The sequence below is a fragment of the Kitasatospora sp. NPDC001119 genome (assembly GCF_053598475.1).
Genome location: NZ_JBSFKI010000027.1, coordinates 20,656 through 37,392, shown reverse-complemented (window position 1 = coordinate 37,392; position 16,737 = coordinate 20,656). Strand labels below are relative to the sequence as shown.

Sequence of the window (16,737 nt, the reverse complement as noted above, 5' to 3'; positions counted from 1 at the left end):
GGGGCGGCGCCCCGGCCGCGGGGGCCGGGGCGCCGAACAGCGTAGATCAGCCTCGGCGGGCGGCGCTGAGCCGCAGGGTGACCAGCTCGAACGGGCGCAGCGCGAGGCGCACCGCGCCGTCCTCGACCGCCACCTCGCCGCGGGTACCGTCCCAGGGCCGCTCCAGCAGGTCGCAGGGGACGGCGCCGGCCAGCGGGTAGGAGGTGGTCAGCCGGCCCCGGGCGCGGCCGCCGCCGGCCTCGTAGACCCGGACGATCAGGTCCCCGCTGCGGTCGTCGGCGAGCTTGACGGCGCTCACCACCAGGGCGTCGTTGTCCAGCTCCACCAGCGGGGCGACCCGCTCGGCGCTGCCGGTGACCGTCCGCTCGGGCAGGCCGATCCGGTAGCCCTCGCGGACGGCGTCGCCGATCGCCGCGCCCGGCACCAGGGCGTGCCGGAAGCGGTGCAGGCCCTGGTCGGTCTTCGGGTCGGGGAAGCGCGGGGCGCGCAGCAGCGAGAAGCGGACCGTGGTGGTCGTCCCGCCGTCGTCGGGGCGCACGGTGCGGGTGACGTCGTGGCCGTAGGTGGAGGCGGTGACCAGGGCGACGCCCCAGCCGGGCTCGTCGAGGTGGACGAAGCGGTGGTTGCAGGCCTCGAACTTGGCCGCGTCCCAGCTGGTGTTGGTGTGGGTGGGCCGGTAGAGGTGGCCGAACTGGGTCTCGGCGGCGTAGCGCTCGGTGTGGACGTCCAGCGGGAACGCGGCCTTGAGGAACTTCTCGGTCTCGTGCCAGTCGACCTCGGTGTCGATGTCCACCCGCTGCTCGCCGGCCGGCAGGGTGAGGGTCTGGACGACGGTGGAGGAGCCGAAGGAGCGGGCGATCCGCACCGAGGCCCCGGCGGGGGACGACGCGGCGGTGAGCGAGTCCACGCCGGTCAGGTCGGTGACGGTGTTGCGGTAGAACTGGTCGACGTCCCAGGCGTCCCACATGTTGGGGAAGTCGGGGTGCAGCTGGAGCAGGTTGGCCCGGCTGCCGGGGGCGACGGTCTCCCGGCCGGTCGCGGTCTCGACCACCGAGGCGATCAGGCCGTCCGCGTCCACGACGACCTCCAGCAGGCCGTTGCGCAGCGTGAAGCCGCCCCCGGGGCGCTCGACCGCCTCGCAGGTGCCGTCCGGCAGGCCGACCGCGGCGGCCCCGCCGGCCGGCACCGTCGAGCGGCCGTGCGGCGCCGAGTTGAACACCAGCTCCCGCCCGCCGGCGGCCGCCCCGGCCAGCGCCTGCTGGGCCGCGCCGATCAGCGCCTCCAGCTCCCCGGCCAGCGCCGCGTACGTCGCCTCGGCCTCGCGGTGCACCCAGGCGATGGACGAGCCGGGCAGGATGTCGTGGAACTGGTGCAGCAGCACCGTCTTCCAGATCCGGTCCAGCTGCTCGTACGGGTACTCCGCGCCGGTGCGCAACGCGGCGGTGGCGCACCAGAGTTCGGCCTCGCGCAGCAGGTTCTCGCTGCGCCGGTTGCCCTGCTTGGTCTTCGCCTGGCTGGTCAGGGTGGCGCGGTGCAGCTCCAGGTAGAGCTCGCCGACCCAGACCGGCGGGTTCGGGTACTCGGCCTCGGCCTTGGCGAAGAACTCGGCGGGCTTCTCCCAGCGGACGGTGGCCGAGCCCTCCAGGTCCTTCATCCGGGCCGCCTTGGCGACCATCTCGCGGGTGGTGCCGCCGCCGCCGTCGCCCCAGCCGGTCGGGGCGAGCGAGTGCCGGGCGACGCCCTTGTCCTTGAAGTTCTTCGCCGCGTGGGCGATCTCGCTGCCCTTCATCGAGCAGTTGTAGGTGTCCACGGGCGGGAAGTGGGTGAAGATCCTGGTCCCGTCGATGCCCTCCCAGAGGAAGGTGTGGTGCGGGAACTTGTTGATCTGGCTCCACGAGATCTTCTGCGTCAGCAGCCACTTGGAGCCGGCGTTGCGGATGATCTGGGGCAGGCCGCCGGTGAAGCCGAAGGTGTCCGGCAGCCAGGCCTCGTGGTTCTCCACCCCGAACTCGTCCAGGAAGAACCGCTTGCCGTGCACGAACTGCCGGGCCATCGCCTCCGAGCTCGGCATGTTGGTGTCGGACTCCACCCACATGCCGCCCGCCGGGACGAACCGGCCCTCGGCGACGGCCTTGCGGACCCTGGCGTACACCTCGGGGCGGTGCTCCTTGATCCAGGCGAACTGCTGGGCCTGGGACATGGTGTAGAGGAAGTCCGGCTCGTCCTCCAGCAGCGCCGTCATGTTGGCGGTGGTGCGGGCCACCTTGCGGACGGTCTCGCGCAGCGGCCACAGCCAGGCCGAGTCGATGTGCGCGTGGCCGATCGCGCTGATCCGGTGCGCGGACGGCACGGCGGGCGCGGCCAGCACACCGGCCAGCTCCGAACGGGCCGCCGCCGCCGTGCCGTTGACGTCCTGGAGGTCGACGGCGTCGAGCGCCCGCTCGACCGCGCGCAGGATGTCCCAGCGGCGGGCGCCCTCCACCGGCAACTCGGCCATCAGCTCGCCGAGCACCTCCAGGTCCAGCACCAGCTGCCAGACCGTCTCGTCGAAGACCGCGAGGTCCATCCGGGCCAGCTTGTACTGCGGCTGGTCGCCGGCCGTCTCCTTGTCGCCCAACTCGGTGGGCAGGAAGGGGTGGTAGTCCAGGATGACCGGGTTGGAGGCGGCCTCGACGTGCAGCAGCACCTGCTCGCCGCCGGCCGCCGGGGCGGCGATCCGCACCCACTGGTTCTGCGGGTTGAGGCCCTTCACCGGGGAACCGTCCGGGCGGTAGACCAGGCCCTCGCACTGGAAGCCGGGCATGTTGGCGTCGAAGCCGAGGTCGATCAGCGCCTCGACGGTGCGCCCGGCCCACTCCTGCGGCACGGTGCCGGTCACGGTGATCCAGCTGGTGCCCCAGGGCGCTCCCCAGGCGTCGCCGACCGCGATCGGGGTGCGCGGGGCGGCCAGGCCCTCGGCGACCGGGACGGGCTCGCCGGGAGCCGTCCAGATGCCGACCTCCAGCGGGACGGACTCGGGGTAGACGGCCGGGCGGATGCGCTCGTCCAGGACGCGCTTGAGGCGGGACTCGACCAGGGTGCGGTCATCGTGCATGTCAGCGGGCTCCGTTGCGTGGCTGAGGGGAACGGACGGACTAGAGGGACGGTACGTCGGAGGGGTGGACCACCTCGGTGATGCCGCGCGCGGCGAGGTGCTCGCGGTCCTCGGCGCGCTCGGCGAGCACCGTGGTCGGGCGGGCGCCCTCCGCGGCGAGGCGCATGAACGCCTCGTACACCGGGCCGCCGGGGCCGCAGACCGAGCGCCGGGGCGAGAGGGCCTCGTCGCCGGTGGCGACCACCACGGCGGTGCTGCGCGGCTTCGGCGGCTGCCAGGAGCGGCGGGCCTCGGCGGCGGCCTCGGCGAGCCGGGCGCCGGCCGGCTTGACCGTCCGGTCGGTGGTCAACAGGCCGAGGCTGTACTCCAGTTCGGGGAAGTCGGCGAGCGAGCGGTCCACGTCGTGCGAGCACCACCAGGTCACGCCCCACAGGTCCGGGCAGTCCAGCACGGCCTCCACGGTGGCGCCGGTGAAGCGCGCCGCGTCCTGCGGGGTGATGTGCGGGGCGGGCGCGCCGACCTCCTGCAGCCAGACCGGGCGGGCCGGGTCGTCCGCCCAGGCCTTGGACAGCTCGACCAGGTAGGCGGCGTGCTGCGCGGTGGCGGTGGAGTGGGCGCCGTAGCGCTGGGCGGTGCCGTTGAACACCCAGGAGTGCACGGCGGTCGCGGCGCCGATCCGGGCCGAGTGCCAGGGGGTGAACGGGTGCTCGTCCAGGTACCAGGCCGCGTCGTACGAGGCGTGCAGGTGCAGCCGGCCGGGGGCGCCCTGCTCGCAGGCGTCGAGCATCCGGCGCAGCCAGGCCTCCGCCTCGGCGGGGGTGGCCCGGTCCGGGTCGGGGTGCGGGGCGCCGGAGAACTGGTTGATCTCGTTGCCGAGCGTCATCCCGAGGAAGTTGGGCCGCTCGCTCAGCGCGTCGGCGAGGGTGCGCAGGTAGGCGGCTTGGCCGTCGAGCACCTCGGGGTCGGTGAAGATGTTGCGGCGGTGCCAGGTCTGCGTCCAGGACGGGAGGAAGTCGAAGCTGGACAGGTGGCCCTGCAGGCCGTCCACCGCGACGTCGAGACCGCGCTCGCCGGCCGCGTCCACCAGGGCCGTCAGCTGCTCGACGGCGCGCGGGCGGATCAGGGTGCGGTTGGGCTGGAAGACCGGCCAGAGCGGGAAGACCCGCACGTGGTCCAGGCCGAGGGCGGCGATGGAGTCGAAGTCGGCGCGCACGGCGTCGAGGTCGAAGTCGAGCCAGTGGTGGAACCAGCCGGCGCTGGGCGTGTAGTTGACGCCGAAGCGGGGAGCGGTGGTCATCGGGGTCATCGGAGGGCTTCCTCAACGGGTGTGGGGCGTACGGACGGTGGGTCGTCACCGGCGGGGGCGGTCCCCGGTCGGGCTATCCCTTGACGGCTCCTTCCTCGACGCCCTTGAAGAAGAAGCGCTGGCAGACGCCGAACACCACGACGATCGGCAGGAAGGCGATCATGGTGCCGGCCGCGATCAGCCGGGGGTTGGCGGCGAAGGTGCCGTTGAGGTACTGGAGCCCGACGGTGAGGGTGTACTTCTGCGGGTCGTTGAGCACGATCAGCGGCCACAGGAAGTCGTCCCAGGCGCCGATGAAGGTGAAGATCACGATCACGCTGAGCATGCCGCGCACGTTCGGCAGGCCGATGTGCCACAGCCGCTGCCAGACGTTGGCGCCGTCCACCAGCGCGGCCTGGTCCAGTTCGGCCGGGACGGCGGCGAAGGCGGTGCGCATCAGCAGCACGTTGAGCATCGCGATCGAGCCGGGCAGCGCGACGCCGGCCAGGGTGTCGGCCAGGCCGAGTCCGCGCACCAGCACGTACTGGGAGACGATGGTGACCTCGCCGGGCAGGATCAGGGTGGCGAGGAAGAGGCCGAGGACGAGCTTGGCGCCGCGGAAGCGCAGCCGGGCGAGCGCGTAGCCGGCCAGCGTGCAGCCGACCACGTTGCCGGTGATGCAGACCACGGCGACGATCACCGAGTTGAGCGCGTAGGTCCACACCGGGATGACCTCGGCGACCTTGCCGTAGTTGCCCAGGGTGGGCTGGTCGGGCAGGAAGCTCGGGGTGCGGGTGTAGACGTCCTCGGCGGGGCCCTTGAGGGAGGTCGACAGCTGCCACAGGAAGGGGCCGATGACCAGCAGCAGGACCAGCACCAGGAGCAGGTAGCGGGCGGCGGTCTGCGCGGTGGAGGGGGTGTTGAAGCTCCGGGAGCGCCTGGCGGGCCCGGCGGGGCCGGTGGGCTTGGCGGCCACGGTGGCCCTGGTGGGCTCGGCGGGGGTGTCGGGGGACTGGGGCGTGCGGACGGTGGTCATGGGGGGTCAGGCCGCCTTCCGGTTCAGCCGCATCAGGAACAGCATCGGGCCGAGGGTGACGACGAACAGCAGCAGGCTGAGCGCCGAGGCGTAGCCCAGGTGCCCGTTGAAGCCGCGGCTGTACATCTGGATCAGCATCACCACCGACATGTCCCGGCCGCCGGGGCCGCCGAGGCCGTTGGAGAGCACGTACAGCTCGGAGAAGACGCGCAGCGAACTCACCGAGATCAGCGCCGAGATCAGGATCATGGTCGGGCGCACCCCGGGCAGGGTGACGTGCCAGAACCGGTGCAGCGGTCCGGCGCCGTCCACGGCCGCCGCCTCGTGCAGCTCGCGCGGGACGTTGGCGAGCGCGGACAGGTAGATGACCATGTAGTAGCCGAGGCCCTTCCAGACGGTCAGGGCGATCGCGCTGAACAGCAGCAGCCAGCGGTCGGTCAGGAAGGCGACCGGGGAGTCGGCCAGCCCGGTCTGCTGCAGCAGGCCGTTGGCCAGGCCCCGCTCGTCCAGCACCCAGCCCCAGATCAGCGCCACCACGACGGCGGAGGCGATCACCGGGGTGTAGAAGGCGGTGCGGAAGAAGGTGATGCCGGGGATCTTGCGCTGCACCAGCAGGGCGAGCAGCAGCGGCAGGACGGTCAGCAGCGGCAGACAGACCAGCATGAACACGATGCTGTTGACCAGGGCGTCGGCGAGCTGGTCGTCGTCCAGCAGCCGGCCGTAGTTCTCCAGGCCGGTGAACTGCCCGCCGCCCAGGGGCTTGGCGTTGGTGAAGGAGAGGATCACCGTGTTGACGGCCGGCCAGAGGTTGAAGACGGCCAGCCAGACTATCGCGGGCCCGGCGAGCAGCCAGGGGGTGAACCAACGCCGGTGGGTCATGCCGTTGCCTTCCTGGGGCCTGGGGGTGGTGCGGGTGATTCCCGGGGAGCGGCGGGCGCGGGGGAGGCCCGCCGCTTCACCGGTACTTCGCCGGTACGTCTCCGGTGCCGCGCCGGAACGTCTCCGGTACGTCGCTGGTACGTCTCCGGTGCTTCGCCGGTGCGGGGTGGGGCACCGCGGGGCTGGTGCCGGGGCGGCGTCGGATCAGCCCTTGAGCAGCTTGTTGCACTGCTCGACGGCGGTGTCCAGCGCCTGCTTGGAGCTGGTGTCGCCGCTGATGGCCAGCGCGAACTGCTGCTTGATGATGGTGCCCATCGCGTCGTCGACCTCGACCGGCTGGATCAGCTTGGCCTTGGCGAGCGAGGCGAAGGCCGTCACCTTGGCGTCGCCCGCGTTGGTGCCGTCGCTCTTGCTGAAGAACGGGTCGTTCGCGGAGGCCTTGGTGGACGGGAACACGCTGGTCAGGTGGGCGAAGGCGGCCTGGTTCTCGGGGCTGGTCACCCAGCGGGCGAGGGCCACCGCGGCGGCCGGGTTCCTGGTGTTCTTCGGGATGGACAGGCCCTGGACGTACAGCGGCGGGGTGGCCATCGCGGGGGAGGAGACGACCTTCGGGGCGAGGGTCGGGTTGTCGGTGGCGAGGCTGGTGATGTAGTTGCCGCCGCCGGTGGTCCAGGCCACGGTGCCGGAGCTGAAGAGCTTGGAGTTGCCGGCGTAGGTGTCGGTGAGCACCCCGTTCGGCATCAGGCCCTCCTTGAAGGCGTCGCGGTACTTGTCGAGCAGTGCGGCGGCCTCGGGGGTGTTGAAGGTGAAGGACTTGCCGTCGTCGGACATGATCTTCACGCCGATGTTGTACAGGTCCCCGATGCCCGGCTTGCGGCTCATCAGGTAGGTCTGGCCGCCGGACTTCTCCTTCATCGTCCGGGCCTGGGCGATCAGCTCGTCCAGACTGGCCGGGGGCTTCTGCGGGTCCAGGCCGTTCTTCGTCAGGAGCTCGGAACTCCAGTAGTTCACATCGGTGTTGAGGTACCAGGGGTAGCCGAAGGTGCCCTGGTAGCCGTTGAACCGGTAGGCGTCCACGCCGCCGGGGACGTACTCCTCGGCGAGCTTGGGGTCGGCCTTGGCGATGTCCAGCAGGACGTCCTTCTTCGCCAGCGGGAAGGCGAAGTCCGGCGGGAGGTTGACCACGTCGGGCAGGCTGCCGGCGGCGGCCTGGCTGAGCACCTTGTCGGAGTAGCCCTCACCGGGCTGGTCGAGCCACTCGACGTCGACGCCGGGGTACTTCTTCTTGAAGCCGTCCAGCACGCCCTGCATGTAGTCGGTGAACTTCGGCTTGAGCGACCAGGTCTGGATCGAGACCTTGCCCTTGACCTCGCCGGTGGCGGCCGCACTCGCCACCGCGTCGCTGTCCTTGGTGTCGCCGGAGCCGAGTCCGCAGCCGGTGAGCGCGGCGGTGGCGAGCGCGGTCGTGGTCAGTGCCGCCCAGATTCTTCGCATGAGGGTCTCCCGGTCCTGGGGGTGGGTGGGGGATCGTGCCGAGCTCGGGGGTTGTGTCGGATTCCGCAACCTGACTAACTAAACCGGTCTAGCTATGCCAGGGACTATGCTCCCGCCTAAACTTGGATGTCAAGAGAGGAGTCGGGTTCTGTGGGCAGACCGACGATCGCCGACATCGCCCGCCAGGCCGGTGTCTCCAAGGGCGCGGTGTCCTTCGCGCTCAACGGCCGGCCGGGTGTCAGCGAGGCGACCAGGGCCCGGATCCTGCGGGTCGCCGAGGAGATGAACTGGCGCCCGCACAGCGCCGCGCGGGCCCTCGGCGGAGCCAGGTCCGACGCCGTCGGCCTGGTGATCGCCCGGCCGGCCCGGACCATCGGCGTCGAGCCGTTCTTCAGCCAACTGCTGTCCGGGCTCCAGGCGGTGCTCTCGGCCAGCTCGATCGCGCTGCACCTGATGGTGGTCGAGGACACCGCCGCCGAGATCGAGGTCTACCGGGGCTGGGCCTCCGAGCACCGGGTCGACGGCTTCATCGTGGTCGACCTCCAGGTCAGGGACCCGAGGCTGCCGGTGCTGGACGAACTCGGGCTGCCCGCCGTGGTGCTGGGCGGGCCCGGCAAGGGCGGCAACCAGCTGCGGATCTGGGCCGACGACCGGGAGGCGATGCTCTCGATCGTCGACTACCTGGCCGCCATCGGCCACCGGCGGATCGCCCACCTCGCCGGGCTGCCGCACTTCCAGCACACCCAGCGGCGGATCCGCGCGCTGCGCGACGCCTCGCGCCGGCTCGGGCTGGAGGAGGCGGTGTCGGTGCCCACCGACTTCAGCGACGCCGAGGGCGCGGCCGCCACCCGGACGCTGCTGTCCCGGGCCGGGCGGCCCACCGCGATCGTCTACGACAGCGACGTGATGGCCGTCGCCGGGCTCGGCGTGGCCGGGGAGATGGGGGTCGCGGTGCCCGGCGAGCTGTCCATCGTCTCCTTCGACGACTCGGTGCTCGCCCGGATCGTGCACCCGCCGCTGACCGCGCTCAGCCGGGACACCTTCGCGCTCGGCGAGCAGGTCGCGCGCAGCCTGCTGGAGGCGCTGGACGGGGCCGGGGCGGGGCGGGACCTCCAGATGCCCACGCCGCGGCTGACCGTACGGGAGTCCACCTCGCCGCCCGGCGCGCCCGGGACTTCCCCCTCCGGAGTGGTTGTCGCGCGCATCGTTGACAGCGGTTCTGAACCGGTTTAGCCTCGCAGCGCCGAGCGGCAGCCGCTCGGTCCGCTCCGCCGCACTCCGTCCGGCCTCCGCTGCCCGTCCCGCCGACCGTCCCGCTCCCCGCGCCGCCGCTCCGGTGCGCCCGGGGCCCGGCGGCGGCGCGACCCCCACCCGATCCACCACCGGCACCACACGCTCCAGCACCGGCACGCCCGCATGCAGCCGGGCCCCCGTCCGCGACGGCGGGCCCGCCCCCACCCTCCTCCGCTCGATCGGAGCCACCGCATGTCACGACGCCTCCCCCTGCTGCTCAGCGCCGTCCTCGCGACGGCCGCCCTGACCGCCACCCCCGCCGCCTGGGCCGACCCGGTACCGGCCGCGCTGCCGGGCGCCGGGCCGGCCGCGGCACCCGCCGCCACCGCCGGCCAGGGCAGCCAGCCCTTCGCCTCGTACTGGTACCCCAACAGCATCCTGAACTGGGACCCGGCCACCGACCCGGACGCCCGCTTCAACCGCTCCCGCGTCCCGCTCCAGCCGCGCACCAGCGACCCGGCGCTGCGGGCCAACCCCAACGCCCGGACCGGCGAAGGGAAGATCGCCTCGCTGGTCTCCTTCGGCCCCACCTCCAACAACCCCTCGCAGGGCTCCGCCGACCCCAACTACTACGCCTTCGGCTACTGGCAGTACGTCGACAAGCTGGTGTTCTGGGGCGGCTCGGCCGGCGAGGGCCTGATCCTCGCCCCCAACCCGACCGTGATCGACGCCGCCCACCGCAACGGCGTCAAGGTCTACGGCACGGTCTTCTTCCCGCCCGGCGCGTACGGCGGACAGCTCCAGTGGGTGCGCGACTTCGTCCAGAAGTCCGGCAGCCGCTACCCCGTCGCCGACAAGCTCGTCCAGGCCGCGCAGTACTACGGCTTCGACGGCTGGTTCATCAACCAGGAGACCGGTGGCGGCGATTCGGCCCTGGCGGGCGAGCTGCGCAACCTGATGCAGTACACCAAGGCGCAGAGCGGTACCGAGTTCATGTGGTACGACGCGATGACCACCTCCGGCGGGGTGAAATGGCAGAACGCCCTCACCTCCGCCAACTCGCCATTCCTGCAAGATGGTTCGAAGCGCACCTCGGACTCGATGTTCCTGAACTTCGACTGGTCGGCGAGCGGCCTCAACTCCTCCCGGGCGCTGGCCCGGCAGCTCGGCCGCAGCGAGTACGACCTCTACTCCGGCATCGACACCGAGGCCAACGGCTACAACACCGGCGTGAACTGGTCCGCCCTCTTCCCGTCCGGGCAGCCGCACACCACCTCGCTCGGCCTCTACCGCCCCGAGTGGACCTGGAAGTCCGCCACCGACCGCGCCGACTTCTACGCCAAGGACGCCCGCTACTGGGTCGGCGCCAACAACGACCCGTCCCGGACCGACCTCTCGGCGAGCTGGCCCGGCCTGGCCGGCTACGTCGCCGAATCCTCGCCGATCACCGCCAAGCCGTTCGTCACCACCTTCGACACCGGGCAGGGCGACTTCTACAACGCGGCCGGCACCCGGGTCGCCACCGGCGGCTGGAACAACCTCTCGCTCCAGGACGTCCCGCCCACCTACCGCTGGATGGTCGACTCGACCGGCAGCAGGCTCACCCCGTCCGTCGACTTCGGCGACGCCTATCAGGGCGGTTCCTCCCTGCGGTTGAGTGGAAAGCTCGACGCCGCCAACACCGTACGGCTGTACCAGACCAAGCTGCCCGTCGCCACGAACACCAGGCTGGACCTGGTGGTCAAGACCCCGGCCGCCGGGCCCACGAAGCTCAAGGCCGCGGTGTCGTTCACGGACTCCCCGAGCAGCTTCACCACGGTCGACGTCGGCGCCAACGCCGGCACCGGCTGGGAGCGGCACACCCTCGACCTCTCCCCGTACGCGGGCCGCACCATCGCCCAGATCGCCCTGCGGGTCGAGGGGAGCGACCCCTCGTACGACCTCCGGGTCGGCCAACTCGCGGTCTACGACGGCTCCGTGGAGTCCCCGGCGGCACCGGCCGGACTCACCGTGCTCGGCGCGAGCGACGTGACCGCCGGCTCCAGCCAGTCGCTGCGGCTGTCCTGGACGGCGGCGCCCGGCGGCAACGTGCACCACTACGAGGTGTACCGCCGCAACGCGGACGGCAGCCGCACCTTCCTCGGCGCCACGCCCAACGACGCGTACTTCGTCGGGCGGCTCGACCGGGCGGGCGGCGAGAACGCCACCACGCTGGACGTCGAGGCGGTGTCCACCACCTACGGGCGCTCCACCGCCGCGTCCACGACCGTCGGTTGGAACGGGACCCCGCCGACCTCCACCAACCTGGCGCTCAACCGCCCGGCCAGCGCCTCCGGCCAGTGCAACGCCAACGAGGGCCCGGCCAAGGCCGTCAACGGCAGCGTCAGCGGCGGGACCGGCGACAAGTGGTGCGCGCTGACCTCCGCCAAGTGGCTGGAGGTGGACCTCGGTTCGGCGAAGCAGCTGTCGAAGTTCGTGGTCAAGCACGCGGCGGCGGGCGGCGAGAGCGCCTCGTACAACACCCGCGACTTCGCCATCCAGGTCCGCTCGGGCACCAACGACCCCTGGACGACCGTCGCCGACGTCACCGGCAACACGGCCGGCACTACCACCCACCCGGTGGACACCGCCGCCCGCTACGTCCGGCTGGTGGTCAACACGCCGACCCAGAACGGTGATCCGGCCGCCCGCGTCTACGAGTTCGAGGCCTGGGGCGCGTAGCCCGCGCTGCCCTCCCGCTGTCCCGCGCCGCCCTGTTCGAGGAAAGGAAGCACCCCCGTGCCGGTCACCATCACCGCCGTCGAGAGTACCGATCTGTTCGTCGGCCCCGAGGACGCCCCGCGCCAAGTGCTGCGGGTCACGCTGGAGGGCCCGGCCGCCCGGATCACCGTCAGCGGCCCGGGCGTCCGCGGCGAGGCGACCGGCACGGGCCTGGTCGAGGTCCCGCTGGAGATCAGCGGGGCCTCGCCCGGCGACCGACTCCCGGTCGCCGTCCGGGCCTCGGACGCCACCGCCGAATCCGTGGTCGAGGTCGCCGAGCCCGGCTGGACGATGTTCCTGGTCTCGCACTTCCACTACGACCCGGTCTGGTGGAACACCCAGGCCGCCTACACCTCCCCGTGGGAACTGCTCTCCGCCGACGCCACCACCCGGCCGCTGTGGGAGCGCAACGGCTTCGCCCTCGTCGACGCGCACCTGGACCTCGCCCTGCGGGACCCGGTGTACAAGTTCGTGCTCGCCGAAGTCGACTACCTGAAGCCGTACTTCGACCAGCACCCGGAGCGCCGCGAGACCCTGCGGCAGCTGCTGGAACGCGGCCAGGTCGAACTCGTCGGCGGCACCTACAACGAGCCGAACACCAACCTCACCGGCGCCGAGACCACCATCCGCAACATCGTCTACGGCATCGGCTACCAGCGCGACATCCTCGGCGGCGACCCCCGGACCGCCTGGCAGCTCGACGTGTTCGGGCACGACCCGCAGTTCCCCGGCCATCTCGCCGCGGCCGGCCTCACCGGAAGCGCCTGGGCGCGCGGCCCCTTCCACCAGTGGGGCCCGATCCAGAAGAACTTCCGCGAGGCCAAGGACGACGCCCGGGTGATGCAGTTCCCGAGCGAGTTCGAGTGGATCGCGCCCGGCGGGGACGGCGTGCTCACCCACTACATGCCGCACCACTACTCGGCCGGCTGGTGGATGGACTCCTCCCCGGACCTCGCCACCGCCGAACGGGCCGTCTACGAGCTGTACCGCAAGCTCAAGCCCGTGGGCGCGACGAAGAACCTGCTGCTGCCGGTGGGCACGGACTACACCCCGCCGAACAAGTGGGTCACCGAGATCCACCGCTCCTGGGCCGCCAGGTACCTCTGGCCCCGGTTCGTCTGCGCCACCCCCCGCGACTTCCTCGACGCCGTCCGCGCCGAGCTGGCGGCCACCGGCCGGCGGCCCAGCCCGCAGACCCGCGACATGAACCCGGTGTACACCGGCAAGGACGTCTCGTACATCGACACCAAGCAGGCCCAACGGGCCGGCGAGGTCGCGGCCGTGGACGCCGAGAAGCTCGCCACGCTCGCCTCCGTGCACGGCCTCGGCCGCTACCCGGCCGCGGCGCTCGACAAGGTCTGGCGCCAACTCGCCTACGGCGCCCACCACGACGCGATCACCGGCTCCGAGTCCGACCAGGTGTACCTGGACCTGCTCGGCGGCTGGCGGGAGGCGTACGACCTGGCCTCCGGCGTCCGGGACGCGGCGCTGGACGCGCTGACCGCGCGGATCTCCACGGCGGGCGCGGGGCAGGCCGTCGTGGTCGCCAACACGCTCTCCTTCGACCGGACCGACCTGGTGAGTGTCGAACTCCCTTCCGGCACCGACTCGGTGAGGGTGCTGGACGACACCGGCTCGCCCGTGCCCAGCGCCGTCGACCGGGGCACCCTGCGCTTCCTCGCCGCCGATGTGCCCGCGCTCGGCTGGCGCACCTGGCGACTGGTGGAGGGGGAGGCGGAGCAGCCGTGGACGCCGTCCCCGGGCCTGACGATCGGCAACGGCCGGTACCGGGTGACCGCCGACCCGGCGCGCGGCGGCGGCCTCTGCTCGGTTCAGGACCTCCTGTACGACCGGGAGTTGATCCAGGACGGCCGGATCGGCAACGAGCTGCGCGTGTACGAGGAGTACCCGCAGCACCCCGACTTCGGCGAGGGCCCCTGGCACCTGGTGCCCAGCGGACCGGTGACCGGCTCCGGGGGAGCCGACGCCGCCGTCCGCCGGGAGACCGGGCCGCTCGGCGAGCGCCTGCTGATCGACGGCACCGTCGACGGCGTCCGGTACGAGCAGACCGTCACCCTCTGGCGCGGCCTCGACCGGGTGGACTGCCGCACCCGGGTGGTGGACTACTCCGGCGCCGACCGGCTGCTGCGGCTGCGCTTCCCGGTGGACGTCCCCGGCGGCCTGCCGGTCAGCGAGGTCGCGGGCGCGGTCGTCGGACGCGGCTTCGCGATGCCCGACGTGGACTCGGCGGAGGCGCCGTGGACCCTGGACAACCCGGCCAACACCTGGTTCGGCCTCGGCGCCACCGCGCGGGTCGAACTGACCGACAGCACGGGGACGGTGACCGGCTCGCGCGCCCTCGGCGTGGCCGAGGTCGTCGTCCCCACCCTGGACGACGCCGCCGACGCCCGCCCCCTGGTGGTCGCACTGGCACGGGTCGGGGTCACCGCCACCACCTCGGGTGCCGACTGGGCGCGGTACGGCTGGCTGGACGTGGACTCCAACCTGCCGGACTTCCGCATCGTGGTCGGCTCGCCGGACCTCAACCCGGTGGCACGGGAGTTGATCGACCTGGCGGGCGAGGAGTACGCGGCCGCCCTGAAGACGCACGGCGCGGTCTGGGTACCGGCGGCGACCCCGCTCACCGAGGTCTGGCACCCGGACGCCGACCTGCGCGACCTGCGCGCACTGCCGGCACTGATCGTCTCCGACCCCTCCGCCCTGGTCGACGACCTGGCCGACGCCCGGATCACCGCCGTCTGCCCGTCCGCCGTCCAGGACCAACTCGCCGACCACACCGTGGCCTTGCTGAGCTTCGGCCTGCCCGGCTTCGCCGTCGACACCACCGGCGCGCTGCACCTGTCGCTGATGCGCTCCTGCACCGGCTGGCCGTCCGGCGTCTGGATCGACCCGCCCCGGCGCACCCTGCCCGACGGCGCGTCCTTCCAACTCCAGCACTGGACACACGAGTTCAGCTACGCACTGGTCGGAGGCGACGGCGACTGGCGGGACCAGACACTGCCCGCCCAGGGCCAGGAGTTCAACCACCCGCTGTACGCCCGGATCGCCCCCGCCCAGGAAGGACCGCTGCCGGCCACCCTCTCCTGGCTGCGGGTCGAACCCCAGCGCGAGGTGCTGCTCGGCACCCTCAAGCCGACCGGCAACCCGATCGCGCACGGCTCGGCCGCGCCGCTCGGCAGCGAACTCACCGTCCGGCTGGTCGAGTCGACCGGCCTCGGCCGGACGGCGAAGCTCAGCGGCGCACTCGGCCTGGACGAGGTGCGCGCCGCCGACCTGCTGGAGCGCCCGCGCCCCGCCGACGGCCCCGCCCTCGACCTCGCCGGCTCGCAGATCGCCACCCTGCTCGCCTCCCCGGCCGTCACGGCCCCGGAGGGTGAGACGGACCTCGGTCCGGTGGCGGAGACGGCCCAGCCCGTCCACGCCCGCTACTGGCTGCACAACCGGGGCCCGGCACCGCTCGGCTACCTCCCGGTGTCCGTCGGTGCCTCGCCCGGACTGCTGCGGACGGCGGGGGAGCCGGTGACGCTCTCGGTCGCCCTCTCCTCCCAGCTGCGGGACGCGGCCGTCGAGGGCACAGCCGTCGTACTCCCGCCCGAGGGCTGGACCACGAGCCTCGGCAGCCGCCCGTACCGGCTCGCACCCGACGGCCACCTGCGCTTCCCGGTGACCCTCACCCCGCCGGTCGACGCCGAGCCCGGGCTGCACTTCGCCGCCGTCCGGATCGAGCACGACGGCCAGCAGATCGAAGACGTGGTGACCATCGCCGTCGGCGACCTGCCCGACCTGCTGCCCGTCCCCGGCGACACCCCCGAGGACTGGACGATCGCCCAGGGCACCAAGGCCGCCAGCGGTCGCGACACCGGCCTGGACGTCGAGGTCTCCACCGAGACCCTGCACGTCGTCCCCGGCAGCCGTACCGCCCTCTCCCTCACCCTCACCAACCGCACCCGCGGCGAGATCCGGGGCGAGCTGCAACTCGTCTCTCCCTGGGGCACCTGGGACGTCATCGCCGACCCCGTCCGCGGCTTCACCGTCCCGGCCGGCAGCTCGTCGGTGGTCGAATTCGCCGTCTCCGTCGCCGAATCCACCGACCCGGGCTCGTACTGGGCCCTGGCGAAGGTCATGTGGTTCGGCCGCTGCCGGTACGCCCCGACCGTCGCCCTGGTGGTGGAAGCATGACCCTCGGCCTCCTCGACGGTCGCCCCCTCCCACGTGCGGCCCTCGACCACCGCCTCGCCGCCCTCCGGAACGGCCCGCGCGCCACCGCCCTGCCACAACCGGGCAGTTCGGAGGACCGCCAGCTGACCCGCTGGGTCGCGCAGGTCTTGTTGACCGAAGCCCTCTGCGAGGCAGTCGCCGCCGAACGCGACCTGCCCGTGGTTCCTGACGGCACCGCCCGCCTCGACCAGCAGGCCGCCGTCGAACTCGGCTCCATCACAGCGGCCGCCTACGAGGGCAGCGCCGCCGTCCGCGCCGTCTACGACGCCGTGACGGCCGACATCGACCCCTCACCCGAGGACATCGCCCACTACCGCACCCTGACCGCCCGCCCGGCGGCCGAGAGTTGGCACCTCGCTCTCCCCGACGGCGAGTTGGAAGCCGACCCCACCACCCTCCCCGCCGCCCTCGCCGAAGCCCTCCGCACAGCCCCACCCGGCGAGTGGGTCACCGCCGGCCCCTGGACGGCAGCCCTCCTAGCCACCCACACCACCCAGGGGGGTATGGACCCCACCCCCACCCTCCGCGCCGCCGCCCGCCGAGCAGCATTCGTCCGCTGGCTCGACCACGAACGCGCCCAACGCATCACCCTGGTCGAAGGATTGGAACACCCAGGCGACCCCGCCCAACCCGACAACCACCACCGCCACTGAGGTGCACGGACGCGCCCGCCGCGCTCGTCCACCGAGCGCGGCGGGCACGGACGTCCTCGGTCCG

At 72.5% G+C, this 16,737-nt stretch carries 9 protein-coding genes; 4 read left to right on the top strand and 5 right to left on the bottom strand.

What is annotated here, in order from left to right; all coding sequences use genetic code 11:
- Positions 1-46: 46 nt before the first annotated feature.
- The 5 genes from ACWDD9_RS29500 to ACWDD9_RS29480 form a co-directional block, all read right to left on the bottom strand.
- Positions 47-3,094: an alpha-mannosidase gene (locus ACWDD9_RS29500; protein ID WP_449813233.1), complete on the bottom strand. Its 3,048-nt coding sequence runs from the start codon at positions 3,092-3,094 to the stop codon at positions 47-49.
- 40 nt (positions 3,095-3,134) lie between these two features.
- Positions 3,135-4,391, bottom strand: coding sequence for a glycoside hydrolase 5 family protein (locus ACWDD9_RS29495; RefSeq protein WP_388047052.1), 1,257 nt, complete (start codon positions 4,389-4,391; stop codon positions 3,135-3,137).
- An 82-nt stretch (positions 4,392-4,473) separates the two neighbouring features.
- Positions 4,474-5,415 (bottom strand): carbohydrate ABC transporter permease, encoded by a 942-nt coding sequence (locus ACWDD9_RS29490; RefSeq protein WP_449813232.1) that lies wholly within the window; start codon positions 5,413-5,415, stop codon positions 4,474-4,476.
- A gap of 6 nt (positions 5,416-5,421) precedes the next feature.
- Positions 5,422-6,294, bottom strand: coding sequence for a carbohydrate ABC transporter permease (locus tag ACWDD9_RS29485; protein ID WP_074005259.1), 873 nt, complete (start codon positions 6,292-6,294; stop codon positions 5,422-5,424).
- Positions 6,295-6,498: 204 nt separating this feature from the next.
- Complete coding sequence (locus ACWDD9_RS29480; protein WP_375877255.1) at positions 6,499-7,788, bottom strand: ABC transporter substrate-binding protein; 1,290 nt, start codon at positions 7,786-7,788, stop codon at positions 6,499-6,501.
- 150 nt (positions 7,789-7,938) lie between these two features.
- On the opposite strand from ACWDD9_RS29480, the gene ACWDD9_RS29475 reads away from it, so the two are divergent.
- The 4 genes from ACWDD9_RS29475 (at position 7,939) to ACWDD9_RS29460 (ending at position 16,673) form a co-directional block, all read left to right on the top strand.
- The gene (locus tag ACWDD9_RS29475; RefSeq protein WP_082345973.1) at positions 7,939-9,021 is read left to right on the top strand and encodes a LacI family DNA-binding transcriptional regulator; all 1,083 of its coding nucleotides are present in this window, start codon (positions 7,939-7,941) and stop codon (positions 9,019-9,021) included.
- 252 nt (positions 9,022-9,273) lie between these two features.
- Positions 9,274-11,742, top strand: a complete 2,469-nt coding sequence (locus ACWDD9_RS29470; protein WP_449813231.1) for an endo-beta-N-acetylglucosaminidase — start codon at positions 9,274-9,276, stop codon at positions 11,740-11,742.
- A 57-nt stretch (positions 11,743-11,799) separates the two neighbouring features.
- Positions 11,800-15,981: a glycoside hydrolase family 38 N-terminal domain-containing protein gene (locus ACWDD9_RS29465; RefSeq protein WP_449813230.1), complete on the top strand. Its 4,182-nt coding sequence runs from the start codon at positions 11,800-11,802 to the stop codon at positions 15,979-15,981.
- Positions 15,978-16,673: a DUF7158 domain-containing protein gene (locus tag ACWDD9_RS29460; RefSeq protein WP_449813229.1), complete on the top strand. Its 696-nt coding sequence runs from the start codon at positions 15,978-15,980 to the stop codon at positions 16,671-16,673. The genes ACWDD9_RS29465 and ACWDD9_RS29460 overlap by 4 nt, the downstream gene beginning before the upstream one ends.
- Positions 16,674-16,737: the final 64 nt, after the last annotated feature.